This is a genomic window from Thermodesulfobacteriota bacterium (genome assembly GCA_040757775.1).
In the GTDB taxonomy this organism is placed as follows: Bacteria; Desulfobacterota; UBA8473; order UBA8473; family UBA8473; genus UBA8473.
Map to the genome: position 1 here is coordinate 1 of JBFLWQ010000036.1, position 18,490 is coordinate 18,490.

At 42.9% G+C, this 18,490-nt stretch carries 17 protein-coding genes and 1 pseudogene; 3 read left to right on the forward strand and 15 right to left on the reverse strand.

What is annotated here, in order from left to right; translation table 11 throughout:
- Positions 1–251 precede the first annotated feature (251 nt).
- Positions 252–2,069, forward strand: a complete 1,818-nt coding sequence (locus AB1401_14545; GenBank protein MEW6616670.1) for a LysM domain-containing protein — start codon at positions 252–254, stop codon at positions 2,067–2,069.
- Between the two features lie 167 nt (positions 2,070–2,236).
- Here AB1401_14545 and dxs read toward each other — a convergent pair whose 3' ends face one another.
- From dxs to AB1401_14615, 14 genes are all read right to left on the reverse strand, one after another.
- Positions 2,237–4,111, reverse strand: coding sequence for a 1-deoxy-D-xylulose-5-phosphate synthase (gene dxs / locus AB1401_14550; protein MEW6616671.1), 1,875 nt, complete (start codon positions 4,109–4,111; stop codon positions 2,237–2,239).
- 19 nt (positions 4,112–4,130) lie between these two features.
- Complete coding sequence (locus tag AB1401_14555) at positions 4,131–5,021, reverse strand: polyprenyl synthetase family protein (GenBank protein MEW6616672.1); 891 nt, start codon at positions 5,019–5,021, stop codon at positions 4,131–4,133.
- A gap of 12 nt (positions 5,022–5,033) precedes the next feature.
- Complete coding sequence (gene xseB, locus AB1401_14560) at positions 5,034–5,279, reverse strand: exodeoxyribonuclease VII small subunit (protein MEW6616673.1); 246 nt, start codon at positions 5,277–5,279, stop codon at positions 5,034–5,036.
- Between the two features lie 109 nt (positions 5,280–5,388).
- Positions 5,389–6,426 (reverse strand): glycosyltransferase family 9 protein, encoded by a 1,038-nt coding sequence (locus tag AB1401_14565; GenBank protein ID MEW6616674.1) that lies wholly within the window; start codon positions 6,424–6,426, stop codon positions 5,389–5,391.
- Positions 6,427–7,116, reverse strand: coding sequence for a lactate utilization protein (locus AB1401_14570; protein ID MEW6616675.1), 690 nt, complete (start codon positions 7,114–7,116; stop codon positions 6,427–6,429). It lies immediately after the preceding gene.
- Positions 7,117–7,173: 57 nt separating this feature from the next.
- On the reverse strand, positions 7,174–8,589 hold the full coding sequence (locus AB1401_14575) for a CoA-binding protein (GenBank protein ID MEW6616676.1): 1,416 nt from the start codon (positions 8,587–8,589) through the stop codon (positions 7,174–7,176).
- A gap of 114 nt (positions 8,590–8,703) precedes the next feature.
- Positions 8,704–9,762 (reverse strand): DUF6125 family protein, encoded by a 1,059-nt coding sequence (locus AB1401_14580; protein MEW6616677.1) that lies wholly within the window; start codon positions 9,760–9,762, stop codon positions 8,704–8,706.
- A 169-nt stretch (positions 9,763–9,931) separates the two neighbouring features.
- The gene (locus AB1401_14585) at positions 9,932–10,861 is read right to left on the reverse strand and encodes an inorganic phosphate transporter (protein ID MEW6616678.1); all 930 of its coding nucleotides are present in this window, start codon (positions 10,859–10,861) and stop codon (positions 9,932–9,934) included.
- Positions 10,862–10,866: 5 nt separating this feature from the next.
- Positions 10,867–11,514 (reverse strand): DUF47 family protein, encoded by a 648-nt coding sequence (locus AB1401_14590; GenBank protein MEW6616679.1) that lies wholly within the window; start codon positions 11,512–11,514, stop codon positions 10,867–10,869.
- A gap of 375 nt (positions 11,515–11,889) precedes the next feature.
- A complete protein-coding gene (locus tag AB1401_14595) occupies positions 11,890–13,080 on the reverse strand; it encodes an anaerobic nitric oxide reductase flavorubredoxin (GenBank protein MEW6616680.1) in 1,191 nt (396 codons plus the stop codon).
- Between the two features lie 324 nt (positions 13,081–13,404).
- Positions 13,405–14,529 carry a Xaa-Pro peptidase family protein gene (locus AB1401_14600; GenBank protein ID MEW6616681.1) on the reverse strand — a complete coding sequence of 375 codons (1,125 nt, stop codon included), beginning with the start codon at positions 14,527–14,529 and terminating at the stop codon, positions 13,405–13,407.
- 121 nt (positions 14,530–14,650) lie between these two features.
- On the reverse strand, positions 14,651–15,313 hold the full coding sequence (locus AB1401_14605) for a DUF6448 family protein (protein ID MEW6616682.1): 663 nt from the start codon (positions 15,311–15,313) through the stop codon (positions 14,651–14,653).
- Between the two features lie 448 nt (positions 15,314–15,761).
- Positions 15,762–16,019, reverse strand: coding sequence for a hypothetical protein (locus tag AB1401_14610; protein ID MEW6616683.1), 258 nt, complete (start codon positions 16,017–16,019; stop codon positions 15,762–15,764).
- Positions 16,006–16,278: a BrnT family toxin gene (locus tag AB1401_14615; protein ID MEW6616684.1), complete on the reverse strand. Its 273-nt coding sequence runs from the start codon at positions 16,276–16,278 to the stop codon at positions 16,006–16,008. The genes AB1401_14610 and AB1401_14615 overlap by 14 nt, the downstream gene beginning before the upstream one ends.
- Before the next feature lie 207 nt (positions 16,279–16,485).
- On the opposite strand from AB1401_14615, the gene AB1401_14620 reads away from it, so the two are divergent.
- Positions 16,486–17,601, forward strand: a complete 1,116-nt coding sequence (locus AB1401_14620; GenBank protein MEW6616685.1) for a hypothetical protein — start codon at positions 16,486–16,488, stop codon at positions 17,599–17,601.
- 117 nt (positions 17,602–17,718) lie between these two features.
- On the opposite strand, the gene AB1401_14625 is transcribed toward AB1401_14620, so the two are convergent.
- A complete protein-coding gene (locus AB1401_14625; protein ID MEW6616686.1) occupies positions 17,719–18,291 on the reverse strand; it encodes a hypothetical protein in 573 nt (190 codons plus the stop codon).
- Positions 18,292–18,359: 68 nt separating this feature from the next.
- Between AB1401_14625 and AB1401_14630 the strand changes: the two are divergent.
- Positions 18,360–18,490 (forward strand): annotated as a pseudogene (locus AB1401_14630) (transposase).

Sequence of the window (18,490 nt, forward strand, 5' to 3'; positions counted from 1 at the left end):
TAATAATACAATTATTCCCACTGTATTCTTGCCGAATAATTTCTGTGAACCTTAACCCATTTTCTTCCCAAATACAAGAATAATTAATAGAGTTATTTTTCATTTTTTTTCAAAGTGAGGCACTACCACAGCCTGTCACCACTTGACATAAAATATTTAATCTGATATAAGAAATAAATAATTTTTGCAAACTGTCAATCCTGAAGTATAAGGCTTTAATTGAAACCCTAATCCCATGGAAGGATAAGAAAATGAAAAAGGTCTTAGTCTTAATAACCCTGCTTTTGACCTTTTTCCTTTTGCCGTTTTATAAAGGAGAAGCAACAGACACAGAGGACTACTTAAATCTGTCACTTACCAACACCGTATCTGTGAAAAAATATAAAAACCTCAAAGTCTATTATGAACCTTACATTATAAAAGAAGGAGAATGGTTATGGAAGATACTGAGGGATAGATACAAAATTTCTTTGGATCAAAGGTCGAAGTTCTTCCCTGTAATAAAAAGATTAAACCCTTCAATTTCTGATGCAAATAAAATTTATCCCGGCCAAAAGATTTTTATACCGCTTAAAGTGGAAACTGAAACAGAGCAAGTTGCAGATCATCCCGATACAAAAGAGAGCGAAGCTTCATCCCCTCAACAGGCTTCTTCCTCTATAAGGGAACATACAGTAAAACCCGGACAGAATCTCTCAAGCATCTTATTGGATATATATAAAGTGCCAAAACACCTGGTCTTTAAGAAGTACATAAATCTGTTCCTTAAGTTAAATCCAACCATCAAAGACCCTAATCTGCTCATAGTCCACAAAAAGATACTTGTTCCGGTTTATGAATCAATCTCAGAGAAGGAAAATAAACTTGTTGAAGAGAAAGCCGCTAAGCCTTCAATAGCTGAAGAAACCAATCTAGAAAAAAATCCATCCATCCCTACTGAAACTAAGGACAAAGCGGCTTCAGTTAAAATAGAGAAGACAATACCTTTCCGTACTGAATCCGGACTGGAAGGCATTAAGGATTTTATTCGAACCATTTTTAAAAATACCGGGGACCACTATATCGATAAAGGTAATTATTATATTCCAATTCCTGGCGGGGGAGAGCTAACCTTAGATAATGAAACTTTTCCCATACTGGAAATGAAAAGTGGAGGGAAGGTAATCATAGATGTCGGGGACCAATTACCGGCAAAAATAGAAAAGCTGATAGAATCAAATTGGAAGGATTATAAAATTATAAATATCCAGAAGTATGAGAGCATAGAATCTATCCTCAACAGACTTCTTACCCTGTCGGGTCATTACTCAATAACCAGGGGAGACAAGCCTTTGATATTAAAGGGCAAAATAACCACAACGATATGGTCAGACTGGGTAATCTTTAAAGAAAAAGACAGCCTGTTCAAAAATCGGGTATACGTTGTCAATATCATAGACAGAAAAGAAAAAGAGGTGCCCCTAACAATCAAAGATTACATTGAAAGTTTCGGGGTTAGGGTTATAGATATCTTTTCAGATGCGAAGAAGGAACAGGGGCAGTATCAGAAAAAAGCTATCACTGGTGAGGAAGAAGAGATTATCTCCCTGGATTCCTCAAATAATAATGTATTAATCCGTGCTCTTTTAACCTTGATAGATCAACCCTTTACGGTAGGTGTAAAGTTGCCTCTATCGAGTACAAGCAGTAGTGGTTTTAACGTCGGAATTACAGCAGATATATTCCTGAAGAGAGGAACCCGTGATTGTATTATAAGTCTTAACGACCTACCCGAGGACATAGCAGAGATGCTTGCCGAGAATAAACTCAGGATTCTGGAAGTGCAAAAAAATGAAGCCCCAGAATCAGTAATTTCAAAGGTGCTGGGCTTTCTTGGTATAGAGTTCTCATCTTCCACATTCGAGTTTGATACTGCCCAAAAAGGAAACCCCCACAATATTACAATTGCAATCCCTGGCTTTCTACTTCAGGGAAACGATCTGCCTAAAATCCTTCTCATAAAAGCCAATGTGGACAAAAATATCGCGTCTTTTCTAAAAGAAAAAGGGATAAAAGCGGTCAGGTATTAAAACAGGTAACCGTTCACGGTTCTCCGTTTACAGTTTTAGACCTTTAAAAAACTCGCTTTCAGTCATTGCGAGGCGTGTGCACGCCGTGGCAATCTCTTTGATAATCAACATCTTATGAGATTGCTTTACTTCGTTCGCAATGACAAATTGGGCATTTTTCAAAGGTCTCAATCCAGCAGACTCTTAACTGTTCGGATAATGCCCACTTCATCCAATCCATATCTGCTTCTAAGAAGTTCTTGGGGACCGCACTCTATAAATTTATCCTGGATACCTATACGCTTTATCCTTAAGTTATGAAGACCGTTCTTTTCCATAAGCTCTAAAACTGCACTACCAAAGCCACCATCAAGAATATTCTCTTCTACTGTAATAACCTTCCTTATTTTCTTCGCAAGGGTAATGATCAGCTCATCATCCAGGGGTTTTACAAAACGGCTGTTAACTACTGTTACTCCGATATTTTCTTCTCTAAGACGTCTGGCGGCATTTAGAGCAGGATAAACCATAGAGCCTATTGCAAGAATCAAAACATCTTTCCCTTCTGTAAGAACCTCTGCTCTGCCAATCTCTAATGCCTTTAATTCAGTGTCAAGTTTTACGCCATACCCTTTACCACGAGGATACCTTATTGAAACAGGTTTGCCACAATCAACAGCTGTTTTAAGCATATGCTGAAGTTCATTTTCGTCTTTTGGCGCCATCACTATAATATTGGGGATATGGCGCAGGAAGGAGTAATCAAACAGGCCATGGTGGGTAGGACCATCCTCCCCAACAATTCCGGCACGGTCAAGTACAAAAATAACAGGCAATTTCTGCATACATACATCGTGAACAATCTGATCGTATGCCCTCTGTAAGAATGTGGAATATATAGCTGTTACAGGTATAAAGCCTCCTGTTACCAGACCGGCAGCAAAGGTCACCCCATGTTGCTCTGCTATCCCCACATCATAAAACCTGTCTGGAAATTCTTCAGAAAATTTTTGAAGACCCGTTCCATAAGACATTCCGGCAGTTATTCCCACTATTCTTTTATCCATTCTACCCAATCTAACTATGGTATCAGCAAAAACCTCAGTATAGGTGAAAGGGTTCCCCCCCTCTTTTAAAGGTTTACCCGTCTGCACGTCAAAGGAGCCAACTCCATGGAAATTTATGGGGTCCTTCTCCGCAGGAGGATAACCTTTTCCCTTGGTTGTTATGACATGAACCAAAACAGGCCCCTTCAGGTTCTTAACATTCTTCATATTTTCAATCAGATGGTCCAGACGATGCCCCTGAATTGGACCTACATACCTGAATCCCAACTCCTCAAAGAATAATCCTGGGATTATTAAACCTTTAAAAGATTCCTCTGCCTGTTTAACCAGTTTTAACACAGACTCTCCAATGCCTGGGATTGTTTTGAGAAAGTTCTTCATCTCAGCCCGAAACCTGGTAAAGAGCTGTCCCGTCATGATACGGTTGAGGTAAGATGAAAGGGCACCTACATTGGGTGAAATGGACATCTCATTGTCGTTGAGAACAACTATCATATCCTTTTCTCGATGTCCTGTCTGATTAAGTCCCTCAAATGCCAATCCAGCAGCTATAGAACCATCACCGATGACAGCTATAACCCTGTATTTTTCGCCCTTAAGGCATCTGGCCTCCGCCATCCCCAATGCCGCCGAGATTGAGGTGCCGCTATGCCCAACATCAAAGGTATCGTAAGGGCTCTCATCCCTTTTGGGAAAAGCGCAAATCCCTCCATACTGTCGTAAGGTATGAAACCTGTCTCTCCTGCCAGTTAATATCTTATGAGCATAGGACTGATGACCCACATCCCAGATGAGCTTATCCCTTGGGGCATTAAATACATAGTGAAGGGCAATAGTCAGCTCCACGGTACCAAGGCTTGAAGCAAGATGGCCGCCGTTTTTGGAAACAACGGAGATAATCTCTTTTCTCATCTCACCTGCAAGCTGTACCAATTCATCTAAAGTAAAAGACTTAATGTCAGCAGGACTGTCAATCCTATCGAGTAATCTGGCCATAAAAAAGTGTCTTCCCTCCCTACGCCTTTCTTTCTCCAATATACCTTGCAATCATCCTTAAGGGCTCTGCTTTATCATCAAACTGTCTCAGATAACCAATAGCCTTACCTATAAACTCATTAGCAATCTTTTTTGAATCATCGATGCCCAACACCGCAGGATAGGTTGCCTTTTTCTTGTTTGCATCACTCCCAACGCTTTTGCCCAAAAGGGCCTCATCGCCTTCCACATTTAAGATGTCATCAACAGTCTGAAAGGCTAACCCAATAGCTGAACCATACATGGACAATAGCCCGATCTCCTCTTCCGTTCCTCCGCCCAACCTTGCACCGGTTCTGACAGAAGAAGCGATAAGGGCTCCAGTTTTATGGGTGTGGATATACTCTAATTCGGGAAGACCGACCTCCTTTCCCTCTGACTCCACATCCTCCATCTGTCCTCCCACCATCCCGGATGCTCCGGCAGCATCGGCTATATCATTAATTACATATAAAATGGTATTGGGATCGATCCCGGAAATGGTGTTTGAATCTGTCATTAATCGAAAAGCCTCTGTTAGCAGGGCATCACCTGCAAGTATGGCAGCAGCCTCCCCATAAACTTTATGATTGGTAAGGCTCCCTCGTCTGTAATCATCGTCATCCATGGCTGGTAAATCATCGTGGATAAGTGAATAAGTATGAATCAGCTCAATGGCGCATGCAAAAGGAAGTACAGAATCTGTATATCCGCCTACCGCCTCAGAAGAGGCAATGGTCAGGATTGGTCGTAGCCTTTTCCCTCCGGCAAAGAGGCTGTATCTCATAGCCTTGTAAATAGTTGAGGCATGCCCATCCTGAAACGGCACGTATCTTTCCAATGCATCATCTATCAATCTCTTCTTTTCCTGAAGATAAATCCTTAAGTCCAAAGAATTACCCCTCTAGTCAATTTCCCCCTCTTCCTCTTTTACATCGAAAGGCTGAGGTTTTAACCTTCCGTTCTTATCTTTAATAAGGATCTCAACCTTTTTCTCTGCCTCATCCAATTTCTTTGCACAAAATCTGGAAAGTTTAACCCCTTCCTCAAAGAGTTTAAGGGATTCTTCAAGGGGTATATCACCATCCTCAAGTCGGGTTACGATTGACTCAAGCTTTTTCACCGCATCTTCAAACTTCTGTTCAGTCATATTAGACCTCGATAAAATTGTCTGTACTGAAAAACATAAAAAGTAGCTTTCCATCACCAATCGAAGGGTTAAGCAGGGGAAAGCTACTTCTTAACAGTTTTGATAAACATTATATATTAAAGACGTTATGACAGTCAAGCACTAACTCGATCTCCTCAATAACCTCTTCAACCCCAATGAGTTGCAGACACCTCTGGTTTTGACATAGACTCAATTCTTCCCTGGTGCATGGTGAACAATCCAGTTCCTTTCTAACTACAGACACATTATCCCCCCTCGGCCCCCAAATATCAGGATCCGTGGGTCCAAAGACAGCAATAGTAGGGGTACCCACTGCAGTTGACAGATGCGTTATACCTGAATCAACCCCCAAAAAACAATGGCATCTCTCAATAATAGCCGCCAATTGGGCAAGTGAAATCCCCTGTAACAAAATGGGTTTAGCCTTTTTAAGACCCTTTAATATATCATTAACTGCCTCGGTATCCGCTGGCCCGGAGATTAACAGCACCACTGCGTTGCACTTATCAGCCGACCAATCTGCCACGTATACAAAACGTTCTTTTAGCCACTTCTTTTTATGCCCGCCACTGCCAGGATGAATGGCGATCACAAAACTATCCCTTCCAGATTCCAGGTGGTGATCCCGAAAGAATCTAATGGCATAAGCCCTGCTGGATTCTTCGGGGAATATCCTTGGTATGGGATCATCGCTCTGTATGCCAAAGGACTTGAGAGAATCCAAGAAATAATCCACTATATGTCTATGGTCTCTGGAGGGCGGTAATGGTTTAATAGTAATTACGTTTAAATGCCCTGTTCTTCGCAAATTGTCTGAGAAGGTTCCATCTTTATCATAACTGTAAAGGACAATTAACCCAAAACTCCCAAAGTACTCTTTGAGGTCCTCCGGCAACTCACTGTCTTCGACCCAGAATAATGAGATGCCATGGCGATCTATGGAACTTACCCTGTCAGCATAATATCTATTCTTCGCAAGGATAGCCCTCTCTGAATAACCCATCACCTCTATATAGGCATCTGGGAAGTGCTTGCGTATGGCCCTGATGGACGGCAGGGTAAATATGAAATCACCTACTGCCCCCGTTCTAATGATCAAAATCCGCTTGATTCTTCTGTCAATCACCTAAAATCCCAAATCCTTACCTACTATCAGGACATGGATATCAGAAAAGAAGGGTTTTCTCTCTAAGATAACCGTCGCCCTGCATGCCCGCATAGGAGAATTACAATCACTGCAAAAGCCGGTAACTGCACAGGGAATCTCTAAACCCATATCTTTAACCACTTGAGGGGTAGCAACCTCTTTAATGCGTCTGAAGGCACTATGCAGATCATTCACAATCTTATTGGCTCCTGCCACAATTATTACCTTTCCAGGACCAAACATCATAGCCCCAACCCTGTTTCCTGCCCCATCTGTACTTACCAGCATACCTTCCATTGTAACAGCATTGGCACTGGTCAGAAAGACATCGCAGGTTAAGTGGGCTTTTCTTATTTTTAATACATCTTCCGGGGATAATCCGGGCTTCCAGTGGTCATAGATCACATTACCCTTCTCTTCAAGGACATCCAAAACTCCAATCTGCCTCATGGTCATAGAACCCCCTACCCCCACTTTCGCCTCTTTGGGAATCAGTTTGAGAATCTCCACACGAGCAGTCTCCTCATCGTCAACGTACTGCGCCTCAAATGCATTTTTCTTCAATGCCTCCACTGCCTTTTTTGCCCTCTGTTCCTTCAACCATTTTGTGGTCTTTTCCATGTTCTTTAAACGGATAAAATAGGGATTTTCGTTGTTATTGTTTGTCATAATCTTCTGCCTCCTTTAAAATCTTTATCCTTTTACCTGATCTTGCCTCTCCTCTGTTTATAATCCACTGAGAAAATCCGGACGAAGGAGAGAGGGGTTCCTTTCCAAGAACTCGGCATATTCTCGGAGTCGAGCCAATGCATTCACAGCTCGTTCACAACTGGGGAAAACGCCTAACTTACCACTTTCCTCCAACTTCGCTGCTATGTCAGCATAATTTCCATAGAGCCAGCAGACAACCGGTTTGTCTTTAAATGTATTAACAGCCTGTATAATAGCTGATGAAGGATCAAATGACTCTTCTTTGCCGAATATTCCAGAGATGAAAACAACGCCGTCTACTCCTTCGTCAGACAGCATAAGTTTTAATGCCCTGTTCACCACCTCTTTGTAAGGGTATCCTGAAACCTGAAAGGCAGGCCAAGCATCAAAAGGATTGCTTATTGCCAGCCATGGGGGGAAGAGACGCCTGACTTCTACGAGAGTCCCCGGTGATAATTCAGCCACTTTAAGTTTATTCCGCTGACAAGCATCAGCAGTTATAACTCCGCCAGCCCCGCTCATAGAAATAATTCCAATCCTTCTTCCCTTTATAAGAGGCAAGGATGAGAAGGCTTTGGTTAAATCAGCAAGTTCCTCAATATCTATTGCCCTGATTACCCCGCATTGCTTAAAAGCAGCATCGTAAATCTCATCATTGCCTGCTAATGAGCCGGTATGGGACTCAGCTGCTTTCCTTCCATACTCACTTCTTCCAGACTTTAAAGCAAGGATAGGCTTTTTCTTAGCAACTCTGCTGGCTACTTCAACGAACCTTCTCCCCTCCTTTATTCCTTCAACATAGAGTACTATGAGTTTGATATCTGGATCGGTCTCAAAATATTCCAATCCATCAGAGACATCAATATCACAAGCATTACCCAAATCGATGGCCTTTCCCGCCAATACCAATCTTGGGGGGCCAGGAAAAAAAAGCCCACTCTGACAAATAATCCCTACTGGGACATTATCCAATTTCGCCTGGGCAAAAGAGGTGTTTAAATTACAAAAGGAGTTAGCTATTCCCAAGCTATTTGGACCCATTATCCTTGCTCCAGCTTCCCTTGCTATACCTATCATTTCTGCCTGTAACGCTTTGCCTCCCTCGTCGCCGTCACCGAAGCCTTGAGCTACTATAACTATTCCCTTTACATGCTTCTCAGCGCACTCTCTCACTATGTTAAGAACGGTAGACCTGGGGCTGGCTATCACGGCAAGGTCAATTTCCTCAGAGATATCAACTACGCTAGGATAGATTTTTACTCCCAGAATCCGATCAACGCCGGGATTTACAGGGTAAACCTTTCCCGAGAACCCATAGTTCAGTATATTCTCAAAGATATTGAATGAGTCTTCCCCTGTATCCCTGCTGACACCAATGATGGCAATTGATCTCGGCTCCATAAAAACTTTCATTGGTTGAATGCTAATCATAGGCAATCCCCTTAAAGGTTATTTCGTTAAAATGCTACTATCCTATGAACATCAACAATTTCTCAAAACTTATTAATGTCCTATATAGTCCGTCTTGAAATATTTCATTGTGACCTATATCTCTTCTTCCAGCTGGAACTTCCAGCTGCACCATACATCTTCCGGATGATGGTCGGGTGGACATATCAAACACTTCATCTTCAGTCTCGGGTCTATTGTTTCTGCAAACTTTTTGAACAGGGCTACCCCCACTGGTTTACAAGGAAACTCTCCTCTCTTGTCTCTTATCCTTGCCTTTTGCGGGGTACAATCCGTAATATTGAATACTACACTCTTCTCTGTAACCTCAGGGAACTCGTATTCCATTCCGGGAACCCATACTTGAAAATTAAGGGCCTTCACAAGGGCAGGTATACCCTCCTCAGTAATATTCAATACCTTCTTTATCCTCCTCGCCTCTGTCACACCATATCTCTCCCACACCATTGTATCTATCTCAATAGCCGTATCCAAACCGAACTTCTCCTCAACATTGATGAACCACAGACCGTCTATAGTGATTACATTCCTGGAATACATCCTTATCAGTTCCACCAGTGTCTGTTCTGAAAGATCAGAATAATCAATTTTGCCACCCTCATTGATCTTATCTCCGGATTTACCTTCCAGTTGGAACTCCCAGCTGCACCATACGTCTTCTGGATGCTCATCAGGGGGACAGACTAAACACCGCATCTTTATTCCAGGATCAATTGTCTCTGCAAAAGGGGCAAATAGTGCCAATCCAACGGGTTTGCACTTAAACTCCGGTCTATTATCCCTTATCCTTGCCCTCTGGACAGTACAATCTGTCACATTAAATACTGCCCTCTTTTCTGTAACCTCGGGGAACTCGTATTCCATTCCGGGAATCCATATCTGAAAATTAAGGGCCTTAACAAGGGCAGAGATACCCTCCTCAGTGATATTCAATACCTTCTTTATCCTCCTCGCCTCTGTCACACCATATCTCTCCCACACCATTGTATCTATCTCAATAGCCGTATCCAAACCGAACTTCTCCTCAACATTGATGAACCATAATCCATCAATACTCAAAGCATTTTTAGAATACATCTTTAAAAGATCAACCAGGGTCTTCTTTGGAACCTCCATCAAATCAATCTTAGCCATTTAAGCACCTCCTTTAAATAGTCTCTTGCCTCACCTCTTTTATTGATTATCTATAATTCATCTTTTGTGTCAAGTTAAAATACTTTTGGGGATACTGATGTATCAGGAACCTGTGTTCTGGGATCATCTTTTGGAATTCATATAGATTAATTGGAAGGTTTACAGTATACTAAACACGGCTGAACATAAGGTACATAAGGAAGGTTATTGTAAAGGAGATGGCAGGAGTCCCCACCCATGCATAGAAGATCTGGTAAAGCTTCTTTAAGTTGACGGTTCTGACACCCTTAACCAGTCCAATGCCCATTACTCCCCCTACCACAGCCTGGCTGGTGGAGACAGGGACCCCAATGCCAGCATAGATATGGACAGTGATTGCTTCTGCCAGAATAACGATGAAGGCAGTGTAACCATCGAGTCTGACTATATCTTTGCCCACCGTCATTATTACCTTTTTACCGTATGTAAGTACGCCAAGCCCTATGCTGAGTCCACCGATCAGACAAGCCTGAAACGGTGTAAGCATTTCGGGACCGGTAAATGTCCCTGTAACATTGGCTACATTGTTTGCCCCTAAGGCATATGCGCCATACCCGCCTACGACCATGAGACACCAGCGCAGGTATCTGTCGTGCTGGAAGAGATTGAGGTTCAACCCATTCATAAATTTACCCACCAGGAAATAGAGGATGATGGCAAAGATCATCCCCCCTAAGGGTGTTCCCACCCAGCAGATCACCACCTTCACCAGAACCTCCCAATGGAAGTTGCCTTCCAAAAGCCCAATAGACACCAGTGAACCAACAACAGCCTGTGAAACCGAGACAGGAAATTTAAGGTAGGTCATCAGAGTGATCGTAAGGGCTGAACAAAGGGCAACAAGAAATGCCGCATTGAGAGAGACTCCGGCCATTGCCCTGTAAGTAGCCATCCCTGCCTGGCCCTGCAGAACGGCTCCCAGAAGGATGAAGACCGCGCATACGATGGCAGCAGTCCAGAAGCGAATCATACGAGAAGCTACCGCTGTGCCAAATACGTTGGCTGTATGGTTGGCTCCTAAGGACCACCCCAGGAAGACTGCTGAAATAATCTGCCACATGATTTCTAAATCTGTCTCTTGATAGCCACGATACTAATACGGTCGGCGGTATTTTCCGCCCGGTTAGAGATCTGGCCGATGGTTTGGACGAGTTCTTTCAGCAGCATCATTTTGCCTGTGGCCATGTCCGACTTGAAGACCCGCTCTATAATAGAGCGTTCCAGCTTGTCGGATTCACTTTCTTTCGCATCGACGCCGCGTGTCTGGTAGAGGGTTTCATGGGGATTTTCGAAGAGTGTATTCATGCATTCGCGGATCAGGCGGTAGGCATCTACATTTATCTCTACCAGTTTCTCCAAGTCTTCGAGCAAGTCCTCCGGTATATCCAGGCATAATATCTTAGTCAAAAAGAGGGCATCTTCCGCCGCACTGGGAATACGATCGTAAAATTCCAGCAGCGTCAGCAAATCCCCACGGGAATCAGGAAGAAGAGCCTTCCCATAGAGGGTCATCTGGATTTTACGTCGCAAATCATCTGCCTCAGACTCAAACTTGTGTGCCTTTTCCACATCCCAGATGAATTCCCGGGTACACCCATTGGACAGGAACCTCATCATGGAATCGCGAAACTGCCGTATGCAAAAATCGACCCTGTCCAGATACTTGTCGATCATTTCTCTGACCTCTGTCTGCTTCTTGGAGAAAATGGTCATAGATTATCCACCTCACACTCCACATCAATGATAGAAATTACCTCTTTATTTTTGGGGCAGTATAGGATAAAGCCAGTTATGTGTCAAGTGAAAAGGTCTTTGAAAAGGTCTTTGACGAATAACCTCTATCGAGACCAGGATTATCCCTTGTGACCAGTTTCTTCTTGACACAAAATCGTCATTTTCACATACTCGGCCCATCGAAAAGCGAGTTCTTATCAATACTAGTGCCACTGTTCTTCACTGCATAGAGGGATGGATAATTCTGTAGATTTATATAAAATCATTAAAGAGTATCTCCTCGGATCGAACTCCGTGGTACTCTGGTCACTGTTGATCGGCGGTGCACTCCTAATTATAGGAAGTATGTGAGTGTTATTTCAGGTTCAAGGCAACGTCTCTTCCAAAACAAATACAGTTGTCAACTGCTTTAGTTTTCGGGTTCCATTTTTCTCGTATTCCATCATTGAATAGTTGGAATCCACCTTCTTTAAGTTTGTCCGATATAACCTTTACCCCCTCGCCACTCCAACCATAACAGCCGAATGCCGCAGCTTTCTTGTTCTGAAATCTTAAGCCCTTAATTTCTTCCACAATAGCGGCAACTGAGGAAAGAACGCCCTTATTAACAGTGGGGGACCCGACCAGAATCGCTTTGGACTTAAAGATTTCTGTAATCACATCATTTTTGTCTGATCTTGCTATGTTAAACAACTTTACTGCAATGGTTTGATCAGCTTCCATGATTCCTTTTGCTATTGCTTCTGCCATTTGCCGCGTTCCGTCCCACATGCTATCGTAGACAATCGTAATCTGATTTTCAGCGTAGCTATTGGCCCATTGAACATATTGGTTCACGATCTGCAACGGTTCTTTTCTCCATATTACACCATGACTCGGGCAGATCATATCCACAGGAACATTCAATGCAACTATTTCCTTTATTTTCTTATCGACCAGGGCACTAAAAGGTGCCAGAATGTTGGCATAGTACTTAATGGCTTCCTGAAACAACTCTGCTTGATCCACCAAATCATTATACATCAGTTCAGATGCAATATGCTGTCCAAAAGCATCATTACTGAAGAGGATGTTATCTTTGGTCAGGTAACACATCATGCTATCAGGCCAGTGTAGCATCTGAGCTTCAATGAATACCAGATCCTTTGATCCGAGACTGAGTTTATCCCTTGTCTTCACAACTCGAAAGTTCCAATCCTGATGATAATGACCTGTCAGAGATTTCACCCCGTTGGAAGTGCAATATATCGGTGTTTCGGGTATATGGCGCATTAGTTCAGGTAATGCGCCGCTGTGATCCGATTCCGCATGATTCGCGATGACAAAATCAATTTTTTCCAGGGGTATCTCCTTTCTCAAGTTTTGCACGAATTCACCCGAAAACTTTCCCCACACCGTATCAATCAAGGCCGTTTTCTCATCTTTGACCAGATAGGAATTGTAACTTGAGCCCCGATGAGTCGAGTATTCTTCTCCATGAAATTTACGCAATTCCCAGTCAATCTTTCCTATCCATGAAATATTATCTTTAATTCTAAACGCCATGATCTCCTCCTGGTCAGTCTAAGTATATTTTGCTCAAGATACCCTTATAAACAATGGCCGCTTGCTGGTAGAAAATCATCCAAGGCATAACGACCGCCTCCACGTTTGCGGTAATCAAGTTAAAATAGTCGTGGTTTCTAATCGGGATACTAAAAAGTTGATTTTTTTACAGAAGAGAGAACTGGATGGGCTTTAAAGGTGGCTATTACCAGGGCAATCTTAAAAAGCCCAACAGCGATGCCTATTAACCCAACCCTTCTATAAGTGCCGGTAAAAATAACCCCGTCCTCGGCTGTGGATTTAGGGCAGACGCGCTGGGTCCGTTCAACCCTTAAGTTCAAGGAAATATGGAAATTCTGTTAGGACTACGGGGCCTTCGTCTCCGACCACAACCGTATCTTCCACCCGCACCCCCCAGGGACCGGTATATAACCCACAGTTGCCGACAGCGATGACGACATTGACAGGGAGTGGAGGGGGTTCCTTCTCACCATGGAAAAAGGCATGACCAGGCGGCAAAGGTGATTCCTCAAAATTGATGCCTACCCCATGGATGGGAGGCCCGAAGATATGCGGGCCATGACCGGCATCCTTGAAGATCCCATGCATGGTCTCTTCGAGTTCGACCATGCCTACCCCGGCTTTAATTTTAACGATGGTGGACTGCTGGGCATTAACATAAAGGTCATAGGCGGCATTTTGTTCCGGGGTCGGTTTCCCCACACAAACGGTCCTGCAGATGTCGGAACTGTACCCATTGACGATGGGATGGATATCGATCATAACTAAATCGCCGTTTTCCAGTTTTCGTGAAGTCGGCAATCCGTGGGCAATATTTGTCCGCGGCCCGGAAGAAACATATGTCCTCCAGAATTCCTCTGCCCCGGTCTGGCGCATGACGTACTCGCCTTCTGCGGCAATCTGGCTTTCAGTGAGCCCCGGCTTAACGGCTTCGACAGCAGCCTTAATCCCGATAGATGCCACCCGAGCCGCTTTACGCATGAGTTCGATTTCTCTATCATCCTTGATTAAGCGCAGTTCAGATAGGATGGCAGTGGCATCTTTAACGATGACATCCTTGGGTTTGGCATGGGGATGGGTCAGCATGCTCATCATGGACTGGGTCAAAAAGGTAAATTCCAATCCAACTTGTCCCTGTTCAATCTCAAAATGCTTGAAGTAGTGGGCAATTGAGTGAATCATTCCCACTTCATCTTCAAATCCCACGATATGATCGAAGGAAGCCAGTTTCTTCACATCTTCGATATCGGTTTGAGGAACCCCTAAAGCCACCCTTCCTTCCTGAGTAATCATGGCATAAGCGCAGAGGCGCCCGTCGCCGGTCAGGTAGAACATATTAGAGGGTTTGGTCAGCAGAAGGGCGTCCAGGCCGGCCGCCTCCATCAACAAACTGCACTTTTGAAGACGATGCTTATAAGTCTGGTTCATGGATAGGCCTCCTTAATTCTTCTGTTGCTTTTGTTTAACGGAATTCAAAAAACAGATCCGATCATTTGGAATCAGGGGGACTTTTCCTAATTCTATCATCTTTGCTGTTTATTAAACCCCTTTAATGCTTATGAGGAGAAGGGGGGTTTTCCTGCTTTTTTCCTACATGTTTATGCGCTTTCATTTCTCCGTGATGATGGGCACCCTCTCCTGATGCCTTCTGATAAAGCCCTTCAACATAATGGGTAAACTCCACATAGGCGGCAACGTATTCCCGCCCGGCTTCAACACTCTCATCAACATGTTTTTTCTTCTCGACCACATGGTCAAAGCGTTTGCGAATCCCGGCAGCTACTTCATCAGTTACCTTCTTAAGTAATTCATCTACATTCTCCATCTCTAAAGATTTATCGGCAGCAACAACAATCGGTTCAATGGCTTCACCCGGTTTGAGTCCTGTAAAGGGTGCACCCTCTCCAGCCCGATGAATCCTGACCAGGGTTTCAAAAAAACGCATTTCGGCTTTTTCTTTTACTGCTGGAGCTTTGGTCTTGGCCGCCAGTGCCCTTTTAAAGGCATCTCGAACTCCCTTTTCCTGAGCCTTCTTAACCCATTTAAGCACCGGTGTGATATCGCCTTTTTCCAGAGCCATTTTGGCATCATGAATAACCGGCCCCGCCATCGTGTCACAATGGGCTGAAGCTATCCCAAGAGAAAACCCAAAAACACAAAGGACAAACAAGAAAATAAAAGCCAATCTAAAAAACAGGTTAGTTTTTTTCATGTTAATTAATCCCCCTTTCTCGTAATTAGGATGTCCCCCAATATCCCTTTTTCCCAATTTAACCGTATATTTTGGTAGAAGAACCAAAATTCAGTATTATCAGGCAAAATGGTTGTGGGTTATTTTTTGATAAGAATTCCCTTTTTGGCAAGTCAAGTATAGGATAAAGCTCCTTGTGTGTCAATGGGAAAGGCATATATAGATATGGCAGGTTGGTTATACGAGGATTTGCTTTTCTATTTTCAGATCATTATTAACGGATTTGTAAAGGATCAAAAAATTAGAAATAACTTACCCAAACACGCGTTATAGGCATATTCAGAGGGTCAGTTCTGGATTATCCATTACAATATCCTATACTTGCTGTGGTCCGACCCCGTTACCATCCATGATGTAAGCCAGCCACAACACCATTACTGGGTATCTGCGCTCCGAGCCAACGGAAAGTTCACCGGGAAGCCCGTTTTTTGGCCGATCCAGTGGAACGATTCGTTCGTCCCGTTGATTTCTCTGCCAGACTAATCAGAGACCGCAGAGCTTCATTGACAGCTTCTTCGGTAGAGAATACTTCTGCCACATCAGGACTCAGCAATACAAGATTAGTACCTTTGCAGTATTCTTCATAGTACTTGCCACGGACTCCCACGCCAAGGTCTTCCCGTTTATACTCAGGACGGAGTTCATCGGTTTCCTTAACCTTCCTCATATATCACCCTTTCTTTGCGGTCCATTAGACGCGCGCTTATAATTCTTGTTCTATCTTTACGTTCCGTATGTGAGACAACAATGAGTCGTTTTTCTAATGATAGGCCAAATGTCATTTGTCTTTCTTCATCCACAGAATGATTCGGGTCTTGGAACGTAATGGCCAGAGGATCTCCGAAGACTGTAGCTGCCTCTTGAAACGTAACTCCATGTTTTTTTATGTTTGCCTCAGCCTTCTTTGGGTCCCATTCAAATCTCATAGTGGCCTTCCTGTCAACTACTATACCATAACTGGCTTACTTAATGAGGAATATTTTGGGGCAACGGCCAAAATGAGAGGCGAAGTCCTCCCGATTTTGATGGTTAGGAGATTTTAAAACTTTATGGTTGAAAAGACAATACATAAAATAGGTGACTATAGGTGGCTATATACTTGACACAAGAAACAAGGGTGATAAAATGAAAAAATGTGGACAGATAAAATACACTTTTTTTTCAATAGTCCTATTACTTGGGGTATTATCGCGCTTATTCTTGCTGCTGTTACTTTCAGTGGGAGGCTTAGCGTTAATTTCTCTAATGTTCTTTTAATCTTGGCGTTTTTGCTTGGGTGCTTTGGAATTTCTCGCATAGAACAAGGAATGCACCTTAGTATTATAATGTGTTTGTTTTTAGGAATTATATTAACTTCAATTTCATGGTGGATTAAGCCAAATCTACAGACTAGACAATCTGCAGAAAAAGCCGCAATTCAACAGCAACAACAAGTTTCCGCAGGATTGTTTTCGCAAAACTTCCCAGGAATATCTCTTCAGGCATTAATTAAACTTAACGACGTTTCAGCAAATCGCAGAAAATACATTTTTGATTTTGGCCGAGTTAATGGAAGTCGCTTATCTATCTACATTTCCCCTGATAATATTTTCACATTTTTATTCATAGATGCCAAGGACGAACCATATAACATTAAACTTCCCATTGGAAGTAGCGGTATTCCTTTTGGGAAACCCTATTACTTAATTTGTGAACTTGGCATAGATGGTCAGTCTACGTTATTGCGTATGATCATTGACGGGAAAGAAATTAAATACATGCAACTTCCATTCAAGATTGATTTAGGAGGAATAGATGTTCCTGGTGGAGTTATTGGTGCTGACTTGAACGGCGATAATGGCGCATCGTTTGAAATGGGCACTATGATGATTTTTAGAACAACTATGATGTCTTCACAAATAGATGTCTTAACAAAGATGATCTTGAATTATTATCAATCTTCCAAGCGACATTTCTTGTCATTCAATGGTAATCAGTGGATGCGCGTCAATAAAGTTAACTTCCAGGAACCCATTCAAAAAAATAATAAATTATTTATTCTAAACGACCCAAATATGGCAGTAAAATTCGCTGACGTTGAAAGGCGCCCCCACATTGATAGTAAGGACAGCGTATATGCGCTGTTTCAACCTGAAACCATCGTGCAGATCAATAGAGTTATTGCTAATGGTGGCACTATAGTAGATGAGCAATGGATGGACACGGTTATCCGTACGTTAAAGGCGCAAGGAATTTATTCTATACAATGATGCCGCGAAAGAAGATAAATGATTGGTATCCCTAACGCGAAGGCTCACGCGCCGCTGTAAGCGGTCGCTGTGAAGCCGCTGGTTATGCCTCCCTGTCGAGGAACCTCAGACCATTTCTTACCTGTTACGGTTCCAGTGGCAGTAGTCTAGAACGTCACACATATAGCATTTCGGATCGTTTTCCAAACAAATACCTCCGTTCGTTCCCAAATCTTTCGATTTTCCGATCTGCCCATATTTGACTATGATTATGTCAATAACTCGTAGCGGTTTCCCGACTGCTTGTTGAAAATCACGCCCCACGGCTATCGCTCCGTCCGTATCATCAGGGCTTTTAATGAGATCCAGTCTATAGAAAATACGACAGATAACCCTGTCAGGCTTCAAGACGTTTAACCCAAGTTCAGACAAAAAATGATTGACGTTGACGGGACCTATGCCTACAAAACGTGAGCGTAAGTCTTTTCTAATCGAGTCAAGACTTTTTTCGTCTGGGTTCAAGTTATTGATACCCCACCGCCGGAAATACTGTTGAAATGAACCAAATGAAACAAGCAGAGTGCTAAAAGACTGAGCGTTCAATACACATTGACGAACTTTATTAGGAAAACCGATATGGTCAACAATCTGCTTTTCCTTTACATCAGACGCTTCAGCCAGTAATTTGAAATCATATAGCCATTTCTTCATTTCCGCTTCCCGGCATTCGATGGTTGCGGATCTGACACCCGCATAAAAAACAACTCTTACTAATACCCAAAATATATATTAACGGTATTGAAGGCTTCTGGAGTTTTGCCAAAGAACGACTTATGAAACATCATGGTGTCTCAAAAGAAAAGTTTCCATTATATTTAAAAGAACTCGAATTCCGTTATAATAATAGAAA